Origin of the sequence: Streptomyces sp. enrichment culture (assembly GCF_964273145.1) — a bacterium.
Taxonomy (GTDB): Bacteria; Actinomycetota; Actinomycetes; order Streptomycetales; family Streptomycetaceae; genus Streptomyces.
On record NZ_OZ186873.1, the window covers coordinates 3881390 to 3907006 of the forward strand.

Consider the following 25617-nt stretch of genomic DNA (forward strand, 5'->3'; position numbering starts at 1 on the left):
GGGGCCGGAAAATCTGAGAAATTCCCAAGAAAGTCCGCCCCGGACGTCCGCTCGTCATAATTCGGACGTACGTTCCTCTCTGGAAGGGCCGCGCGGGTGGGGCGCGCGGCGCGCGGGGGGACGGGGACGGGCCCATGAGCGGACGGTCGAGGGTGGTGAGGATCGCCGGCCTCGCGCTGGCGGGCGCACTGCTGCTGGGTGTGGCCGCGGCCGGGTGGGCGTACCGGCACCTGAGCGGCAACATCACCGGTGTCGACATCGACGGCGCCCTCGGCGACGACCGCCCCGCCCGGTCCGCGCCGTCCGCCGCGGGCGGCGCCGAGCCGCTTCCGACCGGGCCCCTGAACATCCTCGTCCTCGGCTCCGACTCGCGCAGCGGCGAGGAGAACCGGCGGCTGGGCGGCGGCGACAGCACGGGCGCCCGCTCCGACACCGCGATGGTCGTCCACCTCGACACGGGCCGCACCGGCGCCACCGTCGTGAGCATCCCGCGCGACACGCTCGTCGCGCGCCCCTCCTGCCCGCTGCCCTCCGGTGGCGCGACGCGCGCGGCGCGCCAGGTGATGTTCAACACCGCGTACGCCGTGGGCGGACCGGTGTGCGCGGTCAAGACGGCCGAATCGCTCACCGGTGTCCGCATGGACCACTACCTGGAGATCGACTTCGCCGGTTTCGCCGGCCTCGTGGACGCGCTCGGCGGCGTCACGGTCACCCTCGACGAGGACATCGACGACGACAAGAGCCACCTGAGCCTGGAGGCGGGCACCCACCACCTGGACGGCGCCCAGGCACTGGGCCTGGCCCGCACCCGGTACGGCCTCGCCCAGGGCAGCGATCTCGCCCGCATAGAGCTCCAGCAGAAACTGGTCACGGCACTGCTGGAACAGGTCACCTCCGCCGGCCTCCTCACCGACCCCGCCCGGCTGTACCGGACCGCCGACGCCGTCACCGGCAGCCTCGTCACCGACACCGGCCTGGACTCCCTGGGCGAACTGGTCCGCCTGGGCCGGAGCCTGCGGGGCCTGTCGGCGTCCGCCGTGCGGACGGTGACCATGCCGGTGGTGCCGGCCCCCTGGGACGCCGACCGAGTGGTGGCCAAGGAGCCGGAGGCCGCACGGCTGTGGGCATCCCTGCACTGACCCCTTCCGCCGGATTCCCGCCGGGGTTCCGCCGGGGCGCCCTCAGCGCACCGGGTGCCCGACCAGCATCGCCGGCGCCCCCGCGACCCGGGTCAGGAACACCGTCGCCGCGTTCGGCCCCTGCGGCCTGACCTTCCGGCGCAGCTCCTCCGGCTCGACCGCCGACCCGCGCTTCTTCACGGTCAGCGTGCCCACCCCCCGCTCCCGCAGCAGCGCCCTCAGCTTCTTGACGTTGAAGGGGAGGTGGTCGGTGATCTCGTAGGCGGTGGCGTACGGCGTGGGCTGCAGCTCGTCCGCCGTGACGTAGGCGATGGTCGCGTCGAGCAGCCCGCCGCCGACCCGCTCGGCGACCTCGGCGACCAGGTGGGCGCGGACGACGGCGCCGTCGGGCTCGTACAGGTACCGCCCGACGGGACGCACCGCCGGGTCGGGCAGGTGCCGCGAGAGCAGGGAGCGCGGTCCCGGCAGCAGCGTCGCCCGCACCGCGCCCGGCTCGGTGCCGAACCACAGCACCGCCTCCTTCACGTCCCCGCCGTCGGAGATCCACTCGGCCTCGGCGCCGTCGGGCACGGCCTCGTGGGGGATGCCGGGGGCGACCTTCAGCGCGGCGGCGAGCGGCGCCGTACGGGCCGCCCCCACGGCCCAGGACAGCGGCGGCGAGTACGCCTCCGGGTCGAAGACGCGGCCGCGCCCGCCCCGCCGCGCCGGGTCGACGAAGACGGCGTCGTACCCGGCCGTGTCCACCTCCGTGACGTCCGCCTCCCGCACCTCGATCAGGCCGGCGAGGCCGAGCGCGTCGGCGTTGGCCCGCGCGGCCGCCGCCGTCAGCGGGTCCCGGTCCACGGCCAGCACCCGGATCCCGGCCCGGGCCAGCGCGATCGCGTCGCCGCCGATCCCGCAGCACAGGTCGGCCACGGACGTCACCCCCAGCGCCTTCATCCGCTCCGCCCGGTACGCCGCCACCGTCGCCCGCGTCGACTGCTCGACCCCGTTGGGCGTGAAGAACATCCGGTGCGCGTCCTCGGCGCCGAACTTCGCCACCGCCCGCTGCCGCAGCCGCGCCTGCCCGAGCGCCGCCGACACCAGGGCGGCGGGGTGCTCGCGCCGCAACCGGGTGGCGACGGCCAGTTCCCGGGCGGGGTCGGTGCCGCGCACCTCGTCCAGGAGGGCGCGGCCCGCGGGGGTGAGCAGGGGCAGGAGGGCGTCGAGGTCGTTCACCGGCCCATTGTCGGCCAGTCGGTGGACGGTGTGCCCCCGGCCGCGGTGTCGGGCCGGGTTCCGCGGCGGAGGCTGCGAGGATCCGGCTCCATGCAAGCAGTAGTACAAAATGACAAAAGTAGGGTGTTTCGGAAGGTGCCACCGGGGACGCGGTTCCGCGGCGGCCTCGCCGCGCTCGCCGCCGCCTCCCTGGCCGCGGGCTGCGCGCAGGGCGCTTCGGGGACGCGGCCCGCCCCCGGCCAGCAGCCGCTCCAGGCGCCCCCGGCCCGCGCGCTCGACTCCTACGCCGCCAAGCTGAACGCGGCCCACGCCGCCCGGGTCGCCGCCGCGCGGCACTGGGGCCTCAAGCGCGTCCCGCTGACGGCCCCGCCACCGCCCGCGAGGAAGCCGCGGATCACCACACGCGCGGGCTTCGAGGTCGACGACCACGCCGAGCGCGGCCTCCCGCCGGTCTTCACCACCGTCCCCACCAAGGAGAGGATCGTCTTCCTCACCATCGACGACGGCGCCGAGAAGGACCCGGCGTTCCTGCGCATGATGAGCGAGCTGAAGGTGCCGTACAGCGCCTTCCTCAGCGACTACCTGGCCAAGGAGGACTACGGCTACTTCAAGAAGATGAGGGACCGGGGGGTCGCCCTCAACAACCACACCCTGCACCACCCCTACCTGCCCGCTCTGTCCTACGCCCGCCAGGAGCGCGAGATCTGCGGCATGCAGCGGGTGATCCGCGAGCGGTACGGCAAGCGCCCCACCGTCTTCCGCCCGCCCTACGGCAACTACGACGAGGACACCCTGCGCGCCGCCAAGAGCTGCGGCATCACGCACGTGCCGCTGTGGAACGAGGAGGTCTTCGTCGACCGCTGGGAGTACCGCGAGTGGGACCGCTCGCTGCACCCCGGCGACATCGTCCTCAGCCACTTCCGGGGCCGCGACGACTGGAGGGGCACGATGCCCGACATGGCCCGCCGGTTCCTGGACAAGGTCACCGCCGAGGGATACGCGGTGGCCCGGCTGGAGGACTACCTGTGAGGCGGCGGCGGGTCCGCCTGGCCGGGGCCGTCCTGACCGCCGCGCTGCTCACCGGCTGCGCGCACCCCGCCGGCCCCGTCGCGTCCGCCCAGCGGCCGGGCGGGAAGGCGGCGCGCGACACCGGCCGGGACGGCCGGCCGCTGCCGCCGGTCGTCGACCACGTCCGCACCCGCGACCCGGTCGTCTTCCTCACCTATGACGACGGCGCCGAACGCGACCCGCGCTTCCTCGCCCTGGTCCGCGCCCGGCGGCTGCCCGTCACCATGTTCCTCACCGACCGCGTCGCCGGGCCGGGCTACGGTCACTTCGCGCGGCTGCGCGCGGTCGGCGCGAGCCTGCAGAACCACACCCTGGACCACCACTCCCTGCGCGGCCTGCCCTACGCCGGGCAGCGCGCCGAGATCTGCGGCCAGCAGCGCAAGCTGAAGGCCCGGTTCGGCATCCGCCCGCGCCTGTTCCGCCCGCCCTACGGCAGGTACGACACCGCGACCCTGCGCGCCGCCGCCGACTGCGGCCTCGCGGCGGTCGTCCTGTGGCGGGCGGCGGTGGACGGCGAGGGGAACCTGACGTACACGCGCGGGGCGCGCCGGCTGCACCCCGGCGACATCGTCGCCGTCGACCCGGACCGCCCCGCGGGCCGCCCCTTGAGCGAGCGCACCGAACGGGTGCTGCGGGAGATCGGGCAACGGGGGCTGCGGGTGGGGCGGCTGGAGGACTTCCTCTGACCCCCGCGCACGCCGGCGGGGACCCGGCGATGTCCGACGCGCCGCCCGTAATTGGCACTCCGCTTGACCGAGTGCTAACGACGGTCATAGTCTCGGCTCTGGCACTCCCCCCTGGAGAGTGCCAACAACGCGACGGGCAGGTCCGGCACCCGCGACGACGGATCGACCTGGTCGCCACCTCAGACAGTTAACCCCGTGAGATCTCCGAAGGGGGAGGTCGGATCGTGACGACCGCCAGCTCCAAGGTTGCCATCAAGCCGCTCGAGGACCGCATCGTGGTCCAGCCGCTGGACGCCGAGCAGACCACGGCCTCTGGCCTGGTCATTCCGGACACCGCCAAGGAGAAGCCCCAGGAGGGCGTCGTCCTGGCCGTGGGCCCGGGCCGCTTCGAGGACGGCAACCGCCTTCCGCTCGACGTCAAGGTCGGCGACGTCGTGCTCTACAGCAAGTACGGCGGCACCGAGGTGAAGTACAACAACGAGGAGTACCTCGTCCTCTCGGCCCGCGACGTGCTCGCGATCGTCGAGAAGTAAGTCGACCTCACCTCGACTTCCGCTCAAGCTGCGCCCCGGGCCCCCGCGACCGATAACGAAGCCGGGCGCCGGGGCGCAGTCGCTTTTCATCCCAGATTCCCGAGAGGGCTCCCGCTGCCATGGCGAAGATCCTGAAGTTCGACGAGGACGCCCGTCGCGCCCTCGAGCGCGGCGTCAACAAGCTTGCCGACACGGTCAAGGTGACGATCGGCCCCAAGGGCCGCAACGTCGTCATCGACAAGAAGTTCGGCGCCCCCACCATCACCAACGACGGTGTCACGATCGCCCGCGAGGTCGAGATCGAGGACCCGTACGAGAACCTCGGCGCCCAGCTCGTGAAGGAGGTGGCGACCAAGACCAACGACATCGCTGGTGACGGCACCACCACCGCCACGGTCCTGGCCCAGGCGCTGGTCCGCGAGGGCCTGAAGAACGTCGCCGCCGGTGCCTCCCCGGCCGCCCTGAAGAAGGGCATCGACGCCGCGGTCAAGGCCGTCTCCGACGACCTGCTCGCCACCGCCCGCCCGATCGACGAGAAGTCCGACATCGCCGCCGTCGCCGCGCTGTCCGCCCAGGACCAGCAGGTCGGCGAGCTCATCGCCGAGGCGATGGACAAGGTCGGCAAGGACGGTGTCATCACCGTCGAGGAGTCCAACACCTTCGGCCTGGAGCTGGACTTCACCGAGGGCATGGCCTTCGACAAGGGCTACCTGTCGCCGTACTTCGTGACGGACCAGGAGCGCATGGAGGCCGTCCTGGAGGACCCGTACATCCTCATCAACCAGGGCAAGATCTCCTCCATCGCCGACCTGCTGCCGCTGCTGGAGAAGGTCATCCAGGCCAACTCCTCCAAGCCGCTGCTGATCATCGCCGAGGACGTCGAGGGCGAGGCCCTGTCGACCCTGGTCGTCAACAAGATCCGCGGCACCTTCAACGCCGTCGCGGTGAAGGCCCCGGGCTTCGGCGACCGCCGCAAGGCGATGCTCCAGGACATGGCCGTCCTCACCGGCGCCACCGTCATCTCCGAGGAGGTCGGCCTCAAGCTCGACCAGGTCGGCCTGGACGTGCTCGGCTCCGCCCGCCGCGTCACCGTCACCAAGGACGACACCACGATCGTCGACGGCGCCGGCAAGTCCGAGGACGTGCAGGGCCGCGTCGCGCAGATCAAGGCCGAGATCGAGACCACCGACTCCGACTGGGACCGCGAGAAGCTCCAGGAGCGCCTCGCGAAGCTGGCCGGCGGCGTGTGCGTGATCAAGGTCGGCGCCGCCACCGAGGTGGAGCTGAAGGAGCGCAAGCACCGTCTGGAGGACGCCATCTCCGCGACCCGCGCCGCGGTCGAGGAGGGCATCGTCTCCGGTGGTGGCTCCGCCCTGGTCCACGCCTCCAAGGTCCTGGAGGGCAACCTCGGCAAGTCCGGCGACGAGGCCACCGGTGTCTCCGTCGTCGCGCGCGCCGTCGTCGAGCCGCTGCGCTGGATCGCGGAGAACGCGGGCCTGGAGGGCTACGTCATCGTCTCCAAGGTCAAGGAGCTGGAGAAGGGCAGCGGTTACAACGCCGCCTCCGGCGAGTACGGCGACCTGATCAAGGCCGGCGTCATCGACCCGGTCAAGGTCACCCGCTCCGCCCTGGAGAACGCCGCCTCCATCGCCTCCCTGCTGCTCACGACCGAGACCCTGGTCGTCGAGAAGAAGGAAGAGGAGGAGCCGGCCGCCGCGGGCCACGGCCACGGCCACTCCCACTGAGGCTCTCCGAGCCGACACACCGGTGCCCGGCGCCCCTTCGGGGGGCGCCGGGCACCGGCGTCTCAGGGGCCCGTTGTCAGTGACCTGCGGCACGATGTGAAGCAGGTGACCGAGGAAGGGCGGGGCGGTGCGCACACCGGTCGGGGGCGAGGTCCATGTCAGTTACAGCCAGATATACGTCGAGAGCCACCCGAAGGGGGTGCAGCCGGAACTGTCCGAGGCGTTCGCGGGCCAGGGCCAGGGCTTGTGCGGTGCCTCCGAGCCGGGGTTCCTCTGGCTGATCACCGGCACCCACACGGGCCGGATCGCCCTCACGGTCGAAGTGCACGAGGAGGAACCCGACCTCGCGCCGGAGTGGGAGGACGTGGTCGAGGCGTCCTTCTGCCCGCTGTCGGACCGGACCCGTCTGGTCCAGTGGGCGGGCGAGGCCGAGTGGGACCTGGGACTGGCCCGTACGGGACATCGCGTGCGGTACTGCGTCCGAGGCATGGACGAGGAGCGGCGCGGGACCGGTCCCGGCGCGGGGGGACCCGCCACGGAGAAGTACCTGCTCCAGTTCTGGCCCGCTCCGCCGGCCCCGGCCCGCGTGCTGCGCCGAACTTCGGAACGGGCCGCCTACTGGCACGGCTGGGCTCGCGAGCTGCCGCCGCCGCCCACTCCCGAGGAGCGGGCCGAGGCCGAGCGCCGGGCCCGCGAGGCGCAGGCCCGCGCCGCCGAGGAACGCCGGCTGCACCGTGAGCGGTGGGAATGGGGCGGACGGCTGCCCAGCGACGCCCTGCGCCGGGTGGGCGGCAACGTCCGCGGTCTGCTGCGTTTCGCCCCCGACCTCGTGCACGCGCTGGACGCCGCCGGTCCCGGGGCCCAGCGTGCCGTGGCACTGCTGGCCGCCCGGCGGGCCTGCGAGGTGTCGGGGCTGACCGGCACGGCCTGGGTCGCCCGGGCGCTCACCGCGTTGACGGAGGGGCGCCCGCTGCCGCCGCCCTTCGACGACGAGACCCGGCTGTGGGAGACCGTGCGCGACGCCCCGGACCTGCCGGACCGGACGGTGCGGGAGGCGGTGCCACCCGAACGGGCGCCCTACCGGCCGCCGGAGCCCGCACCCGCACCCGCACCGGCCACGGTGCCGGGGCGGACACCCCTCGGCGGCCGGCACCTGGCGACCGGACCCGCGCGGCACGTCCTCGCGGTGGCACGACCGGTTCCCGCTCCGCACGTCCCCCGGCGGATCTCCCGGCCGCACTACGCCCTCCCCGCGCTGCCCGCCGCCGCCGGCCCCGACCCGCTGCGCGCGGCACTGGACGCGGTGTGGGCGGCGGTCGGCGCGTACGGCGAGGACTACCCGCGGCTGCTGGCCGAAGTACGCGCCGCGTGCCCCGGGGAGGCGAGGGACTAGGGTCTTTCGTTTGGATCAGGTCGGATCAGGGAGTGGGGCATGATCCGAACGAGAGGCCCTAGCGGAACGGCCGGGAGCCGCCGCGGGCCCTACCGCGGCCCGAACTTCCGACCCGTCTTCGAGGTGATCCCGCCGAGCAGTCCGCGCGGCGCCAGCTTCGCCGCCCCCGTCAGCGCCTTGTAGCGCGGGTCCGGGACGGACACGGTCCTGCCCCGGGCGAGGTCGGTGAGCGCCGCCGCCACCACCTTGTCCGCGTCCAGCCACAGCCAGCCGGGGATGTTGTCCGTGCCCATCCCGGCCCGCTGGTGGAACTCGGTGCGCACGAAGCCGGGGCACAGCGCCATCAGCCGTACGCCGCTGCCCGCCAGGTCCCGCGCCACGCCCTGCGTGAACTGCACGACCCACGCCTTGGAGGCGCCGTAGGTGCCGCGCGGCACGAAGGCGGCGACGGAGGCCACGTTGACCACGCCGCCGCGGCGCCGCTCCCGCATCGCCTCCGTCGCCGCCGAGGTCAGCCGCAGCACCGCCTCGATGTGCACCTTCAGCATCCGCAGCTCGTCGGCCATGGGGACGTCGAGGTAGCGGCCCTTGTTGCCGAAGCCGGCGTTGTTGATCAGCAGGTCGACGGGGTTCCTGCGGTCGCCCAGCCGGGTGGCCACCGCCTCGATGCCGTCGTCGGTCGCCAGGTCGGCCGTCAGGACCTCCGCCTCGATGCCGTGCCGGTCGTGCAGCTCGGTCGCCTGCACGCGCAGCCGGCCGGTGTCGCGGGCCACCAGCACCAGGTCGTGCCCGTCGGCGGCCAGCCGCCGAGCGAACGCGGCGCCGATGCCTGCCGTCGATCCCGTAATCAATGCCGTTGTCATGGCGCAAGATTAGTGACCCGGGCCGGATTCGTCCGTCTGCTCACAGGCCCTCCGATCGGTGAAGCCCGTGTGAAGGGGACGGCCCGCGGGCGGCCGTCGGGCCCCGTACCGGTCCAGGTACGCGCGCGCCGCCGCCCGCGCCTGCGGGTGCAGCGCCTCGCCCGCCGCGAGCAGCCGCGGCAGCAGTTCCCGCTCGGTGGTCACGGCCCGGAACTGCAACGCCACCGTCACCTCGTGATCCGGGCGGTGCACGATCTCGACCGGGTCGCCCGCCCGGATCTCACCGGCCTCCACCACCCGCAGGTATGCGCCCGGCGCCCCCTTCTCCGTGAAGCGCCTCACCCACCGCTTCTCACCCAGATGACCCTGGAACGTACGGCAGGGGATCCGCCCGCAGGTGACCTCCAGCACCACCCGGGGCCCGACGCGCCAGCGCTCGCCGATCCGCGCGCCGGAGACGTCCAGGCCCGCGGTGGTGAGGTTCTCGCCGAACGATCCGTTCGGCAGCGGCCGGCCCAGTTCGCGTTCCCAGTCGTCCAGGTCCTCGCGGGCCACCGCGTAGACCGCCTGGTGCTCCCCGCCGTGGTGGCGGGTGTCGCACACCGCGTCCCCGGCCAGCCCGCTCGCGCCGGTGCCCGCGGCCCCCGGCGCCGCCACCCGCACCGGCCCGTCGGCCGGCTGCTTGTCGATCCCGGTCAGGCCCTGCGGCTGATCCGTGTACGGCACGGCCTTCGGGCGGCCCAGGTTCACAGACAGAAGTTCCATGGCGGCACGGTAGGGGACCGGGTGCCAAAGCGTCGACGCGGTATTCGCGGTCGTGCCAAAGGTTCCCTTATCCTTTGGGTGTGATCGAAGCCCGTCACCTCCGCGTGCTGCGCACCGTCGCCGCCACCGGCTCCTTCTCGGCGGCCGGCCGCGAACTGGGGTGCACCCAGCCCGCCGTCAGCCAGCAGATGAAGGCCCTGGAGGCCTCCGTGGGCACGCCCCTGCTGGTCCGCAGCGGACGCGAGATGCGGCTGACCCAGGCCGGCGAGGCGCTGGTGAGGCACGCCGCCGGGATCCTCGCCGGGCTGACGGCGGCCGAGGAGGAGGTCGCCGCCATCGCCGGGCTGCGGGCGGGCCGGGTCCGGCTGGTCTCCTTCCCCAGCGGCAGCTCCGCCCTCGTCCCCACCGCCCTCGCCGCGCTGCGCGCCGCGCACCCCGGCACCCGGGTCTCCCTGGAGGAGGCCGAGCCGCCCCGGTCCGTCGAACTGCTGCGCGAGGGGGACTGCGACGTGGCGCTCGCCTTCCGCTACGCGGGCGCGGCGGGCGCCGAGGAGTGGGAGGACCTGGTCGTGCGGCCGCTGCTGACCGACCGGCTCGTGGCGCTCGTACCGGAGCGGCACCGCCTCGCGCGTGCGCGGTCCGTCGCCATCGGGGAGCTCGCCCAGGAGCCGTGGATCGCGGGCTGCCCGCGCTGCCGGAGCCAGTTGGTCGAGGTGTGCGAGGGGGCCGGCTTCACGCCCCGCATCGACTTCGCGACCGACGACTACCCGGCCGTCGTCGCCCTGGTCGGCGCCGGTCTCGGCGTGGCCGTCCTGCCCCAGCTCGCCGTCGAGTCCGTACGGCCGCGCGGGGCCCGCACGGTCGCGCTGGAGCCGGCGGTCGAGCGGCAGATCGTCGCGCTCACCCTGCCCGACCTGGCCCAGGTCCCGGCGGTGGCGGCGACGCTGGAGGAGCTCGCGCGGGCGGCGGCGCGGTAACTCCCCGAAGGGCCGCAGGGGTCAGAGGACCACGGGGGCGGCAGAAATCAGGGCACGCGCGAGCGTGCCCGGGGGATGGTGAAGAAACGTTCCTCTAATCATTCGGCGCGGTCAGTCGTCCGAAGCGGCGTCCCCGCCGGTGGCCGAGGCCGACACCAGCCGGTGACGGGCCCGTCCCATGAGCTCTTCGCGCTCGTCCTCGGTCAGCCCTCCCCACACGCCGTACGGCTCCCTCACCGTCAGCGCGTGCGCCGCGCACTCGGCGCGGACCGGGCACCTCATGCAGACCTCCTTGGCCGAGTTCTCGCGAGCGCTTCGAGCCGCACCGCGCTCGCCCTCCGGATGGAAGAAGAGTGAGCTGTCCACCCCGCGGCACGCAGCCAGGAGCTGCCAGTCCCACAGGTCCGCGTTCGGTCCGGGAAGGCGGGAGAAATCTGCCATTGCGTGACCCCTTGTAGCCGATCTGGGCGGATGCGGTGTCCATGACCGTACGACTACGGTCTAAGGAGATGAAAATATGACTCATTGCGAATCTAGCCGCAGACACCGGCAAAGCGGAAGAAAAGGGGCTAAATGGGGCATGGCTTGTGATGAAAGGTTGCGGGTCTGGCGCGCATATCTGCACCGTGTTCGTCCCCTCACGTAGAGTGCCGAAAATGGCATACGGCCCCGTAACTCTTTCGAGTGACCGTCGTTGAGAGTGCGGAGGCGGTTGAAGGAACAAGTGCTCGGGCGGGCGTCCGAGACGGTCGACCGCACAGGTGACGATTTCGTACCAGCCTGGAGGCTCAAGGTGACGTGCATCAGCTGCGGAGGGCGGCCATGACATCCGTCCTCGTCTGCGACGACTCCCCGCTTGCCCGAGAAGCGCTCCGCCGCGCGGTGGCGACCGTGCCCGGCGTCGAGCGCGTGACGACGGCGGCCAACGGCGAGGAAGTCCTCCGCCGCTGGGGCGCCGACCGCTCGGACCTGATCCTGATGGATGTGCGCATGCCCGGCCTGGGCGGCGTCGAGACCGTCCGGCGGCTGCTGTCCGCCGACCCCGGTGCGCGCATCATCATGCTCACCGTCGCCGAGGACCTGGACGGTGTGGCCCTCGCGGTCGCCGCCGGCGCCCGCGGCTACCTCCACAAGGACGCCTCGCGCGCCGAGCTGCGCGCCACGGTCACGCAGGCCCTCGCCGACCCGACCTGGCGGCTCGCCCCGCGCCGGCTGCGCTCCGCCGAGATGGGTGCCGCGCCCACGCTCACCGCGCGCGAGATCCAGGTCCTGGAGGGCATGAGCCACGGCCGCTCCAACGCCGAGATCGGCCGCGAGCTGTTCCTCTCCGAGGACACCGTCAAGACCCATGCCCGGCGGCTGTTCAAGAAGCTCGGCGCCTCGGACCGGGCACACGCCGTGGCGCTCGGCTTCCGGTGGGGCCTGGTCCGCTAGGCCCGTCGTGAGGTCCGACGGGGGCGTCCGGATCCCCGCCCGCCGCACGGTGGGCGGGGACGGCAAGGGGGCCCGCCGGGTGCCCGCTGCTCGTTTCGGCGCCGATGCCGCATCCTTGAGGTGTGGAGTTCCTCGGGGACGAGTCGGTCGAGCGGGAGGGGAGGGCGCAGGGGATGGGTTCCGGCGCACCTGCTCATAACGCTTCGGTGCACAACGACGGGCGCGGTGCCGCGGGCCGGACGGCCGCAAGGCACCATGGACCGATGCGCGACGACGATGCGGTACCCGCGGAAGGGACCATCGGTGCGCTCGTCCACCGCGCCGTCGACGGGGACCAGCAGGCCACGCACGACCTGCTCGCCCACGTCCACCCCCTCGCGCTGCGCTACTGCCGCACGCGCCTGTCCCGCCTTCCCGGCGACGCCCGGCACTTCGTCGAGGACCTCGCCCAGGAGGTCTGCGTCGCGGTGCTGCTCGCCCTGCCGCGCTACAAGGACACCGGGCGCCCCTTCGAGGCGTTCGTCTTCGCCATCGCAGCCCACAAGGTCGCCGACCTCCAGCGCGCGGCGATGCGCCACCCCGGCTCGACGGCCGTCCCGTCCGACGAGATGCCCGAGCGGCCCGACGACTCCCTCGGCCCGGAGGAGCGGGCGCTGCTCAGCAGCGACGCCGAGTGGGCCAAGAAACTCCTGGCCAACCTGCCCGAGAGCCAGCGGGAGCTGCTCCTGCTGCGCATCGCGGTGGGTCTCACGGCCGAGGAGACGGGCCGGATGTTGGGAATGTCACCCGGCGCGGTCCGGGTGGCCCAGCACCGGGCCCTGAGCAGGCTGCGGGCCCTCGCCGAGCAGTAGCCCCGGGGCCCCGCCCCTCCTGCGGGCGGGTGGCGCGGCCGGTCTCGTACGAACATACGAGACCGGTGCGCGCTCATGATCGTGGAATGAGACACCCCCACTTCCCGTTAGCATGGACATCCGCACCGAGCAAGGCCATTTGGGGAAGGTGTCATGACTGCCAACGTCGACGGAGTGCCCGGAAAATTCGCGGCGCTCGGGCTGACCTACGACGACGTGCTGCTGCTGCCGGGCCCGTCGGACATGGCACCCGACGAGATCGACACCGCCTCGTACGTCTCCAGGAACGTGCGGGTGAACATCCCGCTGCTGTCCGCCGCCATGGACAAGGTCACCGAGTCGCGCATGGCGATCGCGATGGCCCGCCAGGGCGGCGTCGGCGTGCTGCACCGCAACCTGTCCATCGAGGACCAGGCCAACCAGGTCGACCTGGTCAAGCGCTCCGAGTCCGGCATGGTGGCCAACCCGATCACCATCCACCCGGACGCCACCCTCGCCGAGGCCGACGAGCTGTGCGCCAGGTTCCGCATCAGCGGCGTCCCGGTCACCGACCCGGCGGGCAAGCTGCTCGGCATCGTCACCAACCGCGACATGGCCTTCGAGACCGACCGCGGCCGCCGGGTGCGCGAGGTCATGACGCCGATGCCGCTGGTCACCGGCAAGGTCGGCATCTCCGGCCACGAGGCCGTGGAGCTGCTGCGCAAGCACAAGATCGAGAAGCTGCCGCTGGTCGACGACGACGGCGTCCTCAAGGGCCTGATCACGGTCAAGGACTTCGTGAAGGCGGAGAAGTACCCCAACGCCGCCAAGGACGCCGAGGGCCGCCTGCTGGTCGGCGCCGCGGTCGGTGTCGCCGGGGACGCCTTCGAGCGCGCCCAGGCCCTGATCGAGAAGGGCGTCGACTTCATCGTCGTCGACACCGCCCACGGCCACTCCCGCCTGGTCGGCGACATGGTCGCCAAGATCAAGTCGAACTCCTCCGGCGTCGACGTCATCGGCGGCAACATCGCCACCCGCGACGGCGCCCAGGCCCTGGTCGACGCGGGCGCCGACGGCATCAAGGTCGGCGTCGGCCCCGGCTCCATCTGCACCACCCGCGTCGTCGCCGGCGTCGGCGTCCCGCAGGTCACCGCGATCTACGAGGCCGCGCTCGCCGCCAAGGAGGCCGGCGTCCCGGTCATCGGCGACGGTGGCCTCCAGTACTCCGGCGACATCGCCAAGGCCCTCGTCGCGGGCGCCGACACGGTGATGCTGGGCTCGCTGCTCGCGGGCTGCGAGGAGTCGCCGGGCGAGCTGATGTTCATCAACGGCAAGCAGTTCAAGTCGTACCGCGGCATGGGCTCCCTCGGCGCCATGCAGTCCCGCGGCGACCGCAAGTCGTTCTCCAAGGACCGCTACTTCCAGGAGGGCGTCGCCTCCGACGAGCAGCTCGTCCCCGAGGGCATCGAGGGCCAGGTGCCCTACCGCGGCCCGCTCTCCTCGGTCGTCCACCAGCTGGTCGGCGGTCTGCGCCAGTCGATGTTCTACGTCGGCGGCCGGACCGTCCCCGAGCTCCAGGAACGCGGCCGGTTCGTCCGGATCACCTCCGCGGGCCTGAAGGAGAGCCACCCGCACGACATCCAGATGACCGTCGAGGCGCCGAACTACAGCGCCAAGCGGTGAGACGCCGATGAGCCGGAGGCGGCCCCGGAACGGTCCGGGGCCGCCTCCGCCGTACCCGTCGGGGATACTGGAAGGCGCTGAAACGCATCAGGGAAAGGCCACACATCGTGACTGAGATCGAGATCGGGCGCGGCAAGCGCGGCCGCCGGGCGTACGCCTTCGACGACATCGCCGTCGTCCCCAGCCGCCGTACGCGGGACCCGAAGGAGGTCTCGATCGCCTGGCAGATCGACGCCTACCGCTTCGAGCTGCCCTTCCTGGCCGCTCCCATGGACTCGGTCGTCTCCCCGGCCACCGCGATCCGCATCGGTGAGCTCGGCGGCCTCGGCGTGCTCAACCTGGAAGGGCTGTGGACGCGGTACGAGGACCCGCAGCCGCTGCTCGACGAGATCGCCGAGCTGCCCGAGGAGGCCGCGACCCGCCGCCTCCAGGAGATCTACGCCGCGCCGATCAAGGAGGAGCTGATCGGGCAGCGCATCAAGGAGGTGCGCGACTCGGGCGTGGTCACCGCCGCCGCGCTCTCCCCGCAGCGCACGGCCCAGTTCTCCAAGGCCGTCGTGGACGCGGGCGTGGACATCTTCGTCATCCGCGGCACGACGGTCTCGGCGGAGCACGTGTCGTCCTCGCACGAGCCGCTGAACCTGAAGCAGTTCATCTACGAGCTGGACGTGCCGGTGATCGTCGGCGGCTGCGCCACCTACACCGCCGCCCTGCACCTGATGCGCACCGGCGCGGCGGGCGTCCTCGTCGGCTTCGGCGGCGGCGCCGCGCACACCACGCGCAACGTGCTCGGCATCCAGGTTCCGATGGCCACCGCGGTCGCCGACGTGGCCGCCGCCCGCCGGGACTACATGGACGAGTCCGGCGGCCGGTACGTGCACGTGATCGCGGACGGCGGCGTCGGCTGGTCCGGCGACCTGCCCAAGGCGATCGCCTGCGGCGCCGACGCGGTGATGATGGGCTCCCCGCTCGCCCGCGCGACCGACGCGCCGGGCAGGGGCCACCACTGGGGCATGGAGGCCGTCAACGAGGAGCTGCCGCGCGGCAAGAAGGTCGGCCTCGGCACGGTCGGCACCATCGAGGAGATCCTCACCGGCCCGTCCCGCACCCCCGACGGCTCGATGAACTTCTTCGGCGCCCTGCGCCGCGCCATGGCCACGACCGGTTACAGCGAGCTCAAGGAGTTCCAGCGGGTCGAGGTGACCGTGGCGGACTCGCAGCACCGGCGGTAAGCCCCACGGCACACGGAAGGGCCGGTCACCCGAGAACCCGGGTGACCGGCCCTTCCACGTGCCGTGCGGCGCCCGCGGGCACGGCACGCGCCCCCCTCACAACCGGTGCGCCGCTCCCGTGGGCGTCGCCCCCCGCGTGTCCAGCAGCAGTTGCGCCTTCACCGACAGGCCCTGGAGGTCGTACGTGCGGTGCTGCTGGAGGAGGATCGTCAGGTCGGCCTCGGCGGCGGCCTCGTAGAGGGAGTCGGCGCGGGGCACGGGGCGGTCCAGGACGGTCCAGGACGGGACGTGCGGGTCGTGGTAGCTGACGGAGGCGCCGAGCTCCATCAGGCGGACGGCGATCTCCCGGGCGGGGGCCGCCTGCCGGTCGGCGAGGTCCGCCTTGTAGGTGACGCCGAGGAGCAGGACGCGGGCGCCGCGCGCGGACTTGCCGTGCTCGTTGAGGAGGGTGGCGGCGCGCTGCACGACGTACCGGGGCATCTGGCTGTTGACCTGCTGGGCCAGTTCCACCATGCGCAGGGTGCGGCTGGCGCGGCCGGCCAGGTCCTGGGGGACGGAATGGCCGCCGACGCCGGGGCCGGGGCGGAAGGGGAGGAAGCCGAACGGCTTGGTCTCCGCGCAGCGGATGACGTCCCACAGGTCGACGCCGAGGTCGTGGCAGAGGACCGCCATCTCGTTCACGAGCGCGATGTTGACGTGGCGGAAATTGGTCTCCAGCAACTGGACCGTCTCCGCCTCGCGCAGACCCCGGGCGCGGACCACCTTGTCGGTGAGGCGGCCGTAGAACGTGGCGGCTGACTCGGTGCAGGCGGGGGTGAGGCCGCCGATGACCTGAGGGGTGTTGGCGGGGGTGAAGTCGCGGTTGCCGGGGTCGACGCGGCTGGGGGAGTAGGCGAGGTGGAAGTCGCGTCCGGCGCGCAGCCCCGAGCCCTTCTCCAGGATCGGGCGGAGGAAGTCCTCCGTGGTGCCCGGCCGCACCGGCGACTCCAGGATCACGGTGGTGTGCGGGCGCAGGTGGCCGGCGAGGGTGCGGGCCGCGGCCTCGACCTGGGCCAGGTCGGGGCCGCCGTCCGCGCCCGGCGGGGTCGGGGCGCAGATGACCGCGGTGCGCACCCGGCCGAGCTCGGCCGGGGACGCGGCCGTCCGGAAGCCCCCCGAGAGCATCCGGCGCAGTTCGGCGGGGGTGAGCGGACCGGCCTCGGGACCGGTGCGGTAGCCCAGGGTGGTGATGCCGGCGGCGACGGCGGCCTGGGCCAGGGGCAGGCCGTACGGGCCGAGTCCGATGACGGCGAGATCTGCGGGCATGGCGTGGGCCGTCCTTCCCGGTAACCGAAGCAGGGCAGGTGCGCAAGCCCGGTGGACAGGATGGGCGAGCGCACTGTCAGACTAGGAGTAAATATGACCGATTTGCGGGATTGGTCGGCCGAGTCTCGGTGAGTGTTGGGGCCGGGTGCCGTCCACGGGCCGGGGCGCGTGGTGGCTGAAGCGGGGCATCCCGGTCAGAATTCGGTCAGGAGGGGTACCGGGGAACCGGGCTTCGCCCGACGGGTGCGGCCGACGCGACGGACAGCGGGAGGCAGCGGTGAGGACAGCGGCACTGGGGCCGGCGCAGCGGGCCGAGTCGCTCGCGGCGATGGCCGAGCGGGAACTGGACGTACTCGTCGTGGGAGGGGGCGTGGTCGGCGCGGGCACGGCCCTCGACGCCACCACCCGGGGCCTGGCCACCGGACTGGTCGAGGCGCGCGACTGGGCGTCGGGGACCTCCAGCAGGTCCAGCAAGCTCATCCACGGCGGTCTGCGCTATCTGGAGATGCTCGACTTCGCGCTCGTCCGGGAGGCGCTCAAGGAACGCGGCCTGCTGCTGGAACGGCTCGCGCCGCACCTGGTGAAGCCGGTGCCGTTCCTGTACCCGTTGCAGCACAAGGGCTGGGAGCGGCTGTACGCCGGTTCGGGCGTCGCCCTGTACGACGCCATGTCGATGGCCCGCGGGCACGGCCGCGGCCTGCCCCTGCACCGCCACCTGAGCCGCCGTCACGCCCTGCGGGTGGCCCCCTGCCTGAAGAAGGACGCGCTGGTCGGCGCGCTCCAGTACTACGACGCCCAGATGGACGACGCCCGGTTCGTCGCCGCCCTCGTCCGCACGGCGGCGGCGTACGGCGCCCTGGCCGCCAACCGGGCCCGCGTCACCGGATTCCTGCGCGAGGGCGAACGGGTCGTCGGCGCCCGGGTGCAGGACGTCGAGGCGGGCGGCGAGTACGAGATCCGCGCCAAACAGGTCGTCAACGCCACCGGCGTGTGGACCGACGACACCCAGGCCATGGTGGGGGAGCGCGGCCGGTTCCACGTCCGCGCCTCCAAGGGCATCCACCTGGTCGTCCCCAAGGACCGCATCCACTCCACGACCGGGCTGATCCTGCGCACCGAGAAGTCCGTGCTGTTCGTCATCCCCTGGGGCCGGCACTGGATCGTCGGCACCACCGACACCGACTGGGACCTGGACAAGGCGCACCCGGCCGCCTCCAGCGCGGACATCGACTACCTGCTGGAACGCGTCAACTCGGTCCTCGCCGTGCCACTGACCAGGGACGACGTCGAGGGCGTGTACGCGGGCCTGCGCCCGCTGCTGGCCGGCGAGTCCGACGCCACCAGCAAGCTGTCGCGCGAGCACACCGTGGCACACCCCGTGCCGGGGCTGGTCGTCATCGCGGGCGGCAAGTACACGACGTACCGGGTGATGGCCAAGGACGCCGTGGACGAGGCCGTGCACGGGCTGGACCTGCGGGTCGCCGACTGCGTCACCGAGGACGTCCCGCTGGTCGGCGCCGAGGGCTACCGGGCGATGTGGAACGCGCGGGCGCGCATAGCGGCCCGCGCCGGGCTGCACGTCGTCCGCGTGGAGCACCTGCTGAACCGGTACGGCTCGATGGCCGAGGAGGTCCTGGCCCTCGTCGCCGACGACCCCTCCCTGGGGGCACCGCTCCACCACGCCGACGACTACCTGCGCGCCGAGGTCGTCTACGCCGCCTCCCACGAGGGCGCCCGCCACCTGGACGACGTGCTGACCCGGCGCACCCGCATCTCCATCGAGACCTTCGACCGGGGCACCCGCAGCGCCCGCGAGGCCGCCGAGCTGATGGCGCCGGTGCTGGGCTGGGACCGGGACCAGATCGAACGGGAGGTCCGGCACTACGAGAAGCGGGTGGAGGCCGAGCGGGAGTCGCAGCGCCAGCCGGACGACCTGACGGCGGACGCGGCCCGGCTCGGGGCGCCGGACATCGCGCCGCTGTAGGGGAGCCGCTTCAAGGGGAGGAGGAAGGGAGGGGGAGCAAGGGGCAGGGCCGGCAAGGGAGGTGACGCCGGGTCGGCGGCGGGCCGGTGCCGCCGGAGCGCGTGGTTCACCGGTTCGCGCGGCGTTCGGGGGCGGGCACGCCGCCGGAGAGCACCCTGGGCGTCGAGCACTTGTCGGGTGAGGGACAATGAAGGCTCTGTCAGGGCGGGTTGCATGAGGGGACGCATGTCGGAGGCGGAGCGGGCGGGAACACCCCGTCAGGACAAGAGCGCACGTCTCCTCGCCGGGCGGTACCGGCTGGGAGACGTGCTCGGCCGCGGCGGCATGGGCACGGTGTGGCGGGCCGAGGACGAGACCCTGGGGCGCACGGTCGCCGTCAAGGAGCTGCGGTTCCCGTCGAACATCGACGAGGAGGAGAAGCGCCGCCTGATCACGCGCACGCTGCGCGAGGCCAAGGCGATCGCGCGGATCCGCAACAACAGCGCCGTGACGGTCTTCGACGTGGTCCAGGAGGACGACCGGCCCTGGATCGTCATGGAGCTGATCGAGGGCAAGTCGCTGGCCGAGGTCATCCGCGAGGACGGCCCGCTGGACCCGAAGCGGGCGGCGGAGGTCGGCCTCGCCGTCCTCGACGTGCTGCGCTCCGCGCACCGCGAGGGCATCCTGCACCGCGACGTGAAGCCGTCCAACGTGCTCATCGCCGAGGACGGCCGGGTCGTGCTCACCGACTTCGGCATCGCCCAGGTCGAGGGCGACCCGTCCATCACCTCCACCGGCATGCTCGTCGGCGCGCCCTCCTACATCTCCCCCGAGCGGGCGCGCGGCCACAAGCCGGGCCCGGCGGCCGACCTGTGGTCGCTCGGCGGCCTGCTGTACGCGGCGGTGGAGGGCGTGCCCCCGTACGACAAGGGGTCCGCGATCGCCACGCTCACCGCGGTGATGACCGAGCAGCTGGAGGAGCCCCAGAACGCCGGTCCGCTGCGCGACGTCATCTACGGACTGCTCACCAAGGACCCCGCCCAGCGCCTCGACGACGCCGGGGCCCGCGCGATGCTCAACGCGGTCATCCGCGGGACCGGCCCCGGGAGCGGCCGGCCGGAGCCGATGGACGCGACGAAGGCCGTGCCCCTGCCGGTGCAGCCGGGCCGGGGCGCGGGCGGAGGCGGTCCGGGCACCGGGGCCGAGCGGGCCGGGGGGTCCGGGGAGGGGCTGCGCGGGGCACTGCGGTCCGCGCGCAGGACCACCGCCGCGGGGACGGCCGGTCCCGGTGCCCCCGCGCCCGCGGCGGCAGGCGTCCGGGGCGCCCGCGTCGCGGCGCCGGTCGCCGGGGTCGCCAACGGCGCGGCCGGGCGGAGCGGTTCGGGCTGGCCGGTGGTGTCCCCGCCGGACCTGCCGCCCCGGCCCGTGCCCAGGGCGTCGCTCACCGACGTGGTGCCCCGGCGGACCCTGGCGATCATCGCGGTGGTCGTGGTGCTCGCCGTCCTCGGTGTCGTACTGGCCCTCACGCTCGGCGGTGACGACGGGGGCACGCAGGGCGCCGGGAGCGGCAGCGGCGGCAGGCCCGCCGTGAGCACCGGCGCCGGCGGCGGCACCGGGCAGGACGGCGAGGGCGGGCTCCGTACGGACGGCGCGGTCGGGGAGTCGGCGTCCACGGACGCGGCGCCGGGCGCCGACGCGACACCGGGTGCCGAGGCGACGCCGGGCGCCTCCACCGGCGCCGGCGACGGGAAGGAGTCCGCCGACACCGACGCCGCCGCCACCACCCACCGGGGCGAGCAGGGCTACACGATCGGGTTGCCCGAGGGCTGGAGCTACCGGTCCAGCGACGCCGCCGGGGACCGGTTCACCGGGCCCCGCGGGCAGAAGCTGCTCATCGGCTGGACCTCCACGCCGAAGGACGACCCGGTGGCCGACTGGGAGAACCAGGAGCGCTCCATGGTGCGCTCCCAGTACCGGCGCGTCCGCATCGAGAAGGTCGACTACCGCGGCTGGAACGCGGCCGACTGGGAGTTCACCTACGTGCAGGGCGGCACCAAGTACCGCTCCGTCGACCGGGGGTTCGTCGTCAACGACCACCAGGGCTACGGGCTGATGTACACGGCCAGGGCCGCCGACTGGGACAGCGATCTGCGCAAGGAGAGCTGGCGCACGCTGACGCGCACCTTCGAACCGAAGGCATGAACCGCGGCTTTCCGGGTTCGCCGGCCTGATATCCGGCATCCTCTCTTTGCGGGTTGCCTCCGGCACGTATCGTGAGTGCCTGCGGACCGTGCGCAGCAGGAACGGGCCGCGGGGCGAACGGAATCGACCGACCGGGCTGCCGGGGGAGGCAACGTGGACGACTACGCGGGCCGGGTGCTCGCCGACCGCTACCGCCTGCCGCTGCCGCCGTCCGACGAGTACGAATTCACCGAGACCCGCGCCTTCGACACCTACAGCGGGCAGGAAGTCCTCATCCGGCAGGTGCCGTTGCCGGAGGTCGTCGAGGCGGAGGTGCTCGACGCCGAGGGGCTCCCCGACGGCTTCACGGCCCGCGACGGCGGCGCGCGGCGCTCCGGCGGTCCGCGGCGCCCCGCCGACCCCCTGGTGCGGCGCGCCGTCGAGGCCGCGCAGGCCGCGGCCCGCATCCCCGACCATCCGCGGCTCGACCAGGTCTTCGACGTGTTCGCCGAGGACGGCTCGCTGTGGGTCGTCAGCGAACTCGTCGCCGCCCGGCCGCTGGCGGCACTGCTCGCCGAGGAGCCGCTGACGCCCTACCGGGCGGCCGAGGTCGCCTCCGACGTCCTCATGGCGCTGCGGGTCCTGCACGGCCACGGCTGGGTGCACCGCAACATCACCGCCCGCACGGTGCTCGTCTGCGACGACGGCCGGGTGATGCTGACCGGTCTCGCGGTCGGCGCGGCGGAGGAGGCGCTGTGCGGGTACGACCCGGTTCCCGCGCCGGAGGGCGAGACGGGGGAGGGCCCCGCCGGCGGATCCGGCGGCTTCGACGGCCCTGGTGGCCCTGGTGGCTTCGGTGTCTCCGGCGACCTCGGCGATTTCGGTGACCTTGGTGGCGCCGGCGGGGCCGGCGGTGCGTCCGCCGGCCCCGAGGCCGCCCGCCGGGCCGCCATCCGGGCGCGGGCCGCCGGAGGGACGCCGGCCCCCGGCGCGGAGCGGGCCCACGAGGGCCCCGCCGGGCAGGTCCCCGCAGCGCCGGGCACCAGCGGGGACGTCCGGGCCGCCCGGGCCGGGGCGATCGCCGCCTACCGCGCCGGAGCACACGCGGCGGCCCGGGTCCAAGAGGCGCGAAACGGCCGGGCGGCCCTGCCCGGCGCCCGGCCGGCCCCCGATGCCCTCCCCGCCCCCGACCCGCACCTCGCGCGCGGCGCGCGCCCCGTGCCCGGCGCGCGTCCGGCGCCGTACGACGACGGCGCGACCCAGCCGCTCCCCGGCGCCCGCCCCGCCCCCGAGGCAGCCCCGACGCCGGGCCGGATAACCGACCCCTACGGTGTCGGGACGGGCTCCCGGCACGGCGCCGCCCCCCGTACGACGGGCGGTGGGCAGGATCCCGCCGGCGGCCCCGCGCCCACGTCCTCCCCGCACCCCGGCGGCTGGGACGGCCCCGCCGCCAAGGCCCCCGCGCGCCGCGGCCCCACCACGGCGCTCGCGGCCGAGCGGGCCCGGCAGACGCGGATGGCGGTGGTCGGCCCCGTCACCGAGCGCTGGGCCCCCGAGCAGGCCGGGCCCGTGCACGAGAACTGGCGGCTGGCGCCGCCCATCGGCCCCGCCACCGACCTGTGGGCGCTGGGCGCCCTGCTCTTCCGGGCCGTGCAGGGGCACGCGCCGTATCCGGAGGAGTCCACCGCCGAGCTGGTGCAGATGGTGTGCGCGGAGCCACCGGCGTTCGCCGAGGAGTGCGGGGCCCTCCGGCCGGTGGTGGAGTCGCTGTTGCGTCAGGACCCCACCGAGCGCATCGACTTCGAGGAGCTGAGCGGCTGGCTGCGCTCACTGGTGCGTTCCGCGCCCGAGCCGGACGCCGGGCTGCACGTCGTCGCCGCCCCGCCCGCCGACGCCGGCCGGCTGCCCGTCGTACGCCGCCGGGGCGAGCTGGTGCGCCGGCGGCGGGCCGGGCTGCCCGCGCACCACGGGCGGCACAAGCGGGCCAGGGGGCAGTCCCGCTCCCCGCGCGGCCTCGGCCGCCTCCTGCTGGTGCTGGTCCTGCTCGGCATGGCCGCGGCGATCGCCTACGCGATGCTGTTCATGCCCAGGACCGGCACGGACGGCGCCGGGGCGGCGCGGGACCGCACCGGTGCCGCCGGCGAGGCGAGCCAGGCGCCCCCGCCGTCCCCGGACGCGAGCGGCGGGTCCCCGGCCGACCGGGAGGGCTCCGGACGCGGTGACGGCCCCGCGGATTCGGCGGCGTCCACCGAGCCGCAGACCACCGGGCCGAAGGCCGCCGACGGCTTCACCCTGCGCGAGGACCCGGAGGGCTTCCGCGTCGCCGTCGCCGACGGCTGGAGCCGCGCACCCGCCAACGGCCGGGGCCAGGTCGTGTACTCCCGCGGCGACTTCGAGCTGCTCGTCGTGCCGGGCCGGGACAGCGCGCGGGACTACGGCAGCGACCCGATGACCTACCAGCGCGACAGCGAAAGCGAGTTGCAGCCCTACCGCGACTCCAGCTGGGCCACCTCCACCGGGCTCAAGCGCATCGAGGTGGGCGGACGGGCCATGGCCGAGGGGCAGTTCACCTGGACCGACGACCGGGGCCGCGAACTGTACGTGCGCAACCTCGCCCTGCTGATCGACGGGCGGTACCACGTGGTGCAGGTGCGCGGCCCGGAGGCCGAGCGGGACGAGGTGACACGGCTGTACGAACAGGCCGCGGCGACATACACGTACGCGGGTTGACGCCCTCTCAAGGCGGCTGCTTCGCAGGCGGGTTCGCCGTCCGCTCCGGAAGGCGACAACTGTCACAGTGCGGTCTTGAGGGCACCCCGCCGGTTCCCCGGACGCGGACCGGTCCTTACGCTGCCCCTGTCAAGACCATTGCGGGGCAACGTGAATCAGATACAGGACCGGCTCCTGGCGGGCCGCTACCGGCTCGGCGAATCCATCGGCCGCGGCGGCATGGGCCGGGTGTGGCGCGCTCATGACGAGGTGCTGCACCGGACCGTGGCGATCAAGGAGCTGACCGCCGCGCTCTACGTGTCCGACAGCGACCAGGCGGTGCTGCTGGCGCGGACCCGGGCCGAGGCGCGCGCGGCCGCGCGGATCAACCACTCCGCCGTCGTCACCGTGCACGACGTACTCGAACACGACGGCCGGCCGTGGATCGTGATGGAGCTCGTCGAGGGCCGCTCGCTCGCCGACGCGGTCAAGGAGGAGGGCCGCGTCGAGCCGCGGGAGGCGGCCCGGGTCGGCCTGTGGGTGCTGCGCGCCCTGCGCGCCGCGCACGCCGCCGGCGTGCTGCACCGCGACATCAAACCGGGCAACGTACTCCTCGGCCACGACGGGCGCGTCCTGCTCACCGACTTCGGCATCGCGCAGATCGAGGGCGACAGCACCATCACCCGCACCGGGGAGGTCGTCGGCTCGGTCGACTACCTGGCGCCCGAGCGGATCCGCGGCCACGATCCCGGGCCCGCCTCCGACCTGTGGGCGCTCGGCGCGACGCTGTACACGGCGGTGGAGGGCAGATCACCCTTCCGCCGGACCTCGCCGCTGTCCACCATGCAGGCGGTGGTCCAGGAGGAGGCCGACGCGCCGCGGCACGCCGGTCCGCTCGCGCCCGTCATCAGCGCGCTGCTCCGCAAGGACCCGGCCACGCGTCCCGACGCCGAGGCGGTGGAACGGATGCTGGTGGAGGCGGCGGAGGGACGGCGGCCGGACACCGCGCAGGCACACGTGGCGACGGAGCGGTACGGGGACCGCGACGGCCGGGCGGTCCCCGGCGGTGGCACGGGCGGTGGGGGCGGGCACGCCGGCGCGGCCCGGCACCCGGGGCCGGCCGCGACCGCCACCGCGGCGCCGTACGCGGCGGCGGCCGGCCCGACGGCGACGCCCGTGCAACCGACGGCCGTCACCGCTCCCGCCCGCCCCCGGCGCCGCCGGCGCACCCTCGTCCTCGTGGCCGTCCTCGCCGCGCTCGCCGGTGGCGGTACGACCGTGCTGCTGCACGAGGAGGTCGCGGGCGGGCGCCCGCACACCGGCGCCTCCGCCGCCCCGGTCACCGCGCCCACGGCCACCCAGGAACCGGAGGGAGTCGTTCCGTCAGGCTGGGTCCGCCATGACGACCCGGCGGGTTTCAGCCTCTCCCTCCCCCCGGGCTGGGAGCGGAAGGAATTCGTCACCGAAGGCGGCCTGACGCAGATCGACTACACCCCCGACGACGGCGACCACTTCCTGCGCATCGCCGTCGACACCTCGCCCGACTTCGACACCCCGTACGACCACCAGCTCGACCTGGAGCAGCAGCTCCAGCGGCTGGCCGACTACCGCCGCGTCACCCTGGAGAAGGGCCTCTACCGCGACCGCGCCGCCTCCCGGTGGGAGTACACGTGGACCGCCCTGGCCGAGGACACCCCCTTCCCGGGACCGCGCTGCGCCGTCGAGGAGACGTACATGTCCCGGGACGGCGTCGAGTACGCCCTCTACATGTCCTCGCCGGCCGAGGACCGGGCGGTCATGCTCGGGCAGTTCCGGGCGGTGCTGCAGAACTGGCGGGAGAGGACCGCCTGACCACCGGCGGCCGTCGGTTGTCGGCCACCCGCGCTCCGGCGT

At 73.9% G+C, this 25617-nt stretch carries 20 protein-coding genes; 15 read left to right on the top strand and 5 right to left on the bottom strand.

All coding sequences use genetic code 11. The features are described from left to right. The first annotated feature begins 134 nt into the window (after positions 1-134). Entirely contained in the window at positions 135-1139 is a 1005-nt protein-coding gene (locus tag ACSU6Z_RS17680) for an LCP family protein (RefSeq protein WP_437046792.1), read from the top strand. A gap of 42 nt (positions 1140-1181) precedes the next feature. Here ACSU6Z_RS17680 and ACSU6Z_RS17685 read toward each other — a convergent pair whose 3' ends face one another. Then, the gene (locus ACSU6Z_RS17685) at positions 1182-2357 is read right to left on the bottom strand and encodes a THUMP-like domain-containing protein (RefSeq protein WP_437046793.1); all 1176 of its coding nucleotides are present in this window, start codon (positions 2355-2357) and stop codon (positions 1182-1184) included. A 90-nt stretch (positions 2358-2447) separates the two neighbouring features. Here ACSU6Z_RS17685 and ACSU6Z_RS17690 point away from each other — a divergent pair, with 90 nt between their 5' ends. From ACSU6Z_RS17690 to ACSU6Z_RS17710, 5 genes are all read left to right on the top strand, one after another. Beyond that, on the top strand, positions 2448-3386 hold the full coding sequence (locus ACSU6Z_RS17690; protein WP_437046795.1) for a polysaccharide deacetylase family protein: 939 nt from the start codon (positions 2448-2450) through the stop codon (positions 3384-3386). Continuing rightward, entirely contained in the window at positions 3383-4111 is a 729-nt protein-coding gene (locus ACSU6Z_RS17695; RefSeq protein ID WP_437046797.1) for a polysaccharide deacetylase family protein, read from the top strand. Before ACSU6Z_RS17690 ends, ACSU6Z_RS17695 begins: the two co-directional genes overlap by 4 nt. 224 nt (positions 4112-4335) lie before the next feature. Next, positions 4336-4644 (top strand): co-chaperone GroES, encoded by a 309-nt coding sequence (gene groES / locus ACSU6Z_RS17700; RefSeq protein ID WP_190206047.1) that lies wholly within the window; start codon positions 4336-4338, stop codon positions 4642-4644. A 119-nt stretch (positions 4645-4763) separates the two neighbouring features. Then, entirely contained in the window at positions 4764-6389 is a 1626-nt protein-coding gene (gene groL / locus ACSU6Z_RS17705) for a chaperonin GroEL (protein WP_437046799.1), read from the top strand. Between the two features lie 127 nt (positions 6390-6516). Next, entirely contained in the window at positions 6517-7782 is a 1266-nt protein-coding gene (locus tag ACSU6Z_RS17710) for a hypothetical protein (RefSeq protein ID WP_437046801.1), read from the top strand. An 89-nt stretch (positions 7783-7871) separates the two neighbouring features. Here ACSU6Z_RS17710 and ACSU6Z_RS17715 read toward each other — a convergent pair whose 3' ends face one another. Continuing rightward, positions 7872-8645 carry an SDR family NAD(P)-dependent oxidoreductase gene (locus ACSU6Z_RS17715; RefSeq protein WP_437046803.1) on the bottom strand — a complete coding sequence of 258 codons (774 nt, stop codon included), beginning with the start codon at positions 8643-8645 and terminating at the stop codon, positions 7872-7874. 9 nt (positions 8646-8654) lie between these two features. After that, complete coding sequence (locus tag ACSU6Z_RS17720; protein WP_437046805.1) at positions 8655-9410, bottom strand: MOSC domain-containing protein; 756 nt, start codon at positions 9408-9410, stop codon at positions 8655-8657. 80 nt (positions 9411-9490) lie between these two features. Here ACSU6Z_RS17720 and ACSU6Z_RS17725 point away from each other — a divergent pair, with 80 nt between their 5' ends. Then, positions 9491-10387: a LysR family transcriptional regulator gene (locus tag ACSU6Z_RS17725; RefSeq protein WP_437046807.1), complete on the top strand. Its 897-nt coding sequence runs from the start codon at positions 9491-9493 to the stop codon at positions 10385-10387. Positions 10388-10498: 111 nt separating this feature from the next. On the opposite strand, the gene ACSU6Z_RS17730 is transcribed toward ACSU6Z_RS17725, so the two are convergent. Further along, positions 10499-10828, bottom strand: coding sequence for a WhiB family transcriptional regulator (locus ACSU6Z_RS17730; protein WP_437046809.1), 330 nt, complete (start codon positions 10826-10828; stop codon positions 10499-10501). Positions 10829-11209: 381 nt separating this feature from the next. On the opposite strand from ACSU6Z_RS17730, the gene ACSU6Z_RS17735 reads away from it, so the two are divergent. The 4 genes from ACSU6Z_RS17735 to ACSU6Z_RS17750 all read left to right on the top strand — a co-directional run bounded on the left by ACSU6Z_RS17735 (position 11210) and on the right by ACSU6Z_RS17750 (position 15566). Beyond that, the gene (locus ACSU6Z_RS17735; RefSeq protein WP_003948568.1) at positions 11210-11821 is read left to right on the top strand and encodes a response regulator transcription factor; all 612 of its coding nucleotides are present in this window, start codon (positions 11210-11212) and stop codon (positions 11819-11821) included. 263 nt (positions 11822-12084) lie between these two features. Beyond that, positions 12085-12672 (top strand): sigma-70 family RNA polymerase sigma factor, encoded by a 588-nt coding sequence (locus ACSU6Z_RS17740; protein WP_437046811.1) that lies wholly within the window; start codon positions 12085-12087, stop codon positions 12670-12672. Positions 12673-12825: 153 nt separating this feature from the next. After that, positions 12826-14334 carry an IMP dehydrogenase gene (gene guaB, locus ACSU6Z_RS17745; RefSeq protein WP_437046812.1) on the top strand — a complete coding sequence of 503 codons (1509 nt, stop codon included), beginning with the start codon at positions 12826-12828 and terminating at the stop codon, positions 14332-14334. Positions 14335-14441: 107 nt separating this feature from the next. Next, positions 14442-15566: a GuaB3 family IMP dehydrogenase-related protein gene (locus ACSU6Z_RS17750; protein WP_437046813.1), complete on the top strand. Its 1125-nt coding sequence runs from the start codon at positions 14442-14444 to the stop codon at positions 15564-15566. A gap of 96 nt (positions 15567-15662) precedes the next feature. Here ACSU6Z_RS17750 and ACSU6Z_RS17755 read toward each other — a convergent pair whose 3' ends face one another. Then, on the bottom strand, positions 15663-16871 hold the full coding sequence (locus ACSU6Z_RS17755; protein WP_437046815.1) for a nucleotide sugar dehydrogenase: 1209 nt from the start codon (positions 16869-16871) through the stop codon (positions 15663-15665). Between the two features lie 277 nt (positions 16872-17148). Between ACSU6Z_RS17755 and ACSU6Z_RS17760 the strand changes: the two genes are divergently transcribed. From ACSU6Z_RS17760 to ACSU6Z_RS17775, 4 genes are all read left to right on the top strand, one after another. After that, the gene (locus ACSU6Z_RS17760; RefSeq protein ID WP_437046817.1) at positions 17149-18855 is read left to right on the top strand and encodes a glycerol-3-phosphate dehydrogenase/oxidase; all 1707 of its coding nucleotides are present in this window, start codon (positions 17149-17151) and stop codon (positions 18853-18855) included. 225 nt (positions 18856-19080) lie between these two features. After that, positions 19081-21036, top strand: a complete 1956-nt coding sequence (locus tag ACSU6Z_RS17765) for a serine/threonine-protein kinase (protein ID WP_437050365.1) — start codon at positions 19081-19083, stop codon at positions 21034-21036. 153 nt (positions 21037-21189) lie between these two features. Continuing rightward, positions 21190-23745 carry a protein kinase gene (locus tag ACSU6Z_RS17770; RefSeq protein WP_437046819.1) on the top strand — a complete coding sequence of 852 codons (2556 nt, stop codon included), beginning with the start codon at positions 21190-21192 and terminating at the stop codon, positions 23743-23745. Between the two features lie 159 nt (positions 23746-23904). After that, positions 23905-25575, top strand: a complete 1671-nt coding sequence (locus ACSU6Z_RS17775) for a serine/threonine-protein kinase (protein ID WP_437050367.1) — start codon at positions 23905-23907, stop codon at positions 25573-25575. Positions 25576-25617 lie beyond the last annotated feature (42 nt).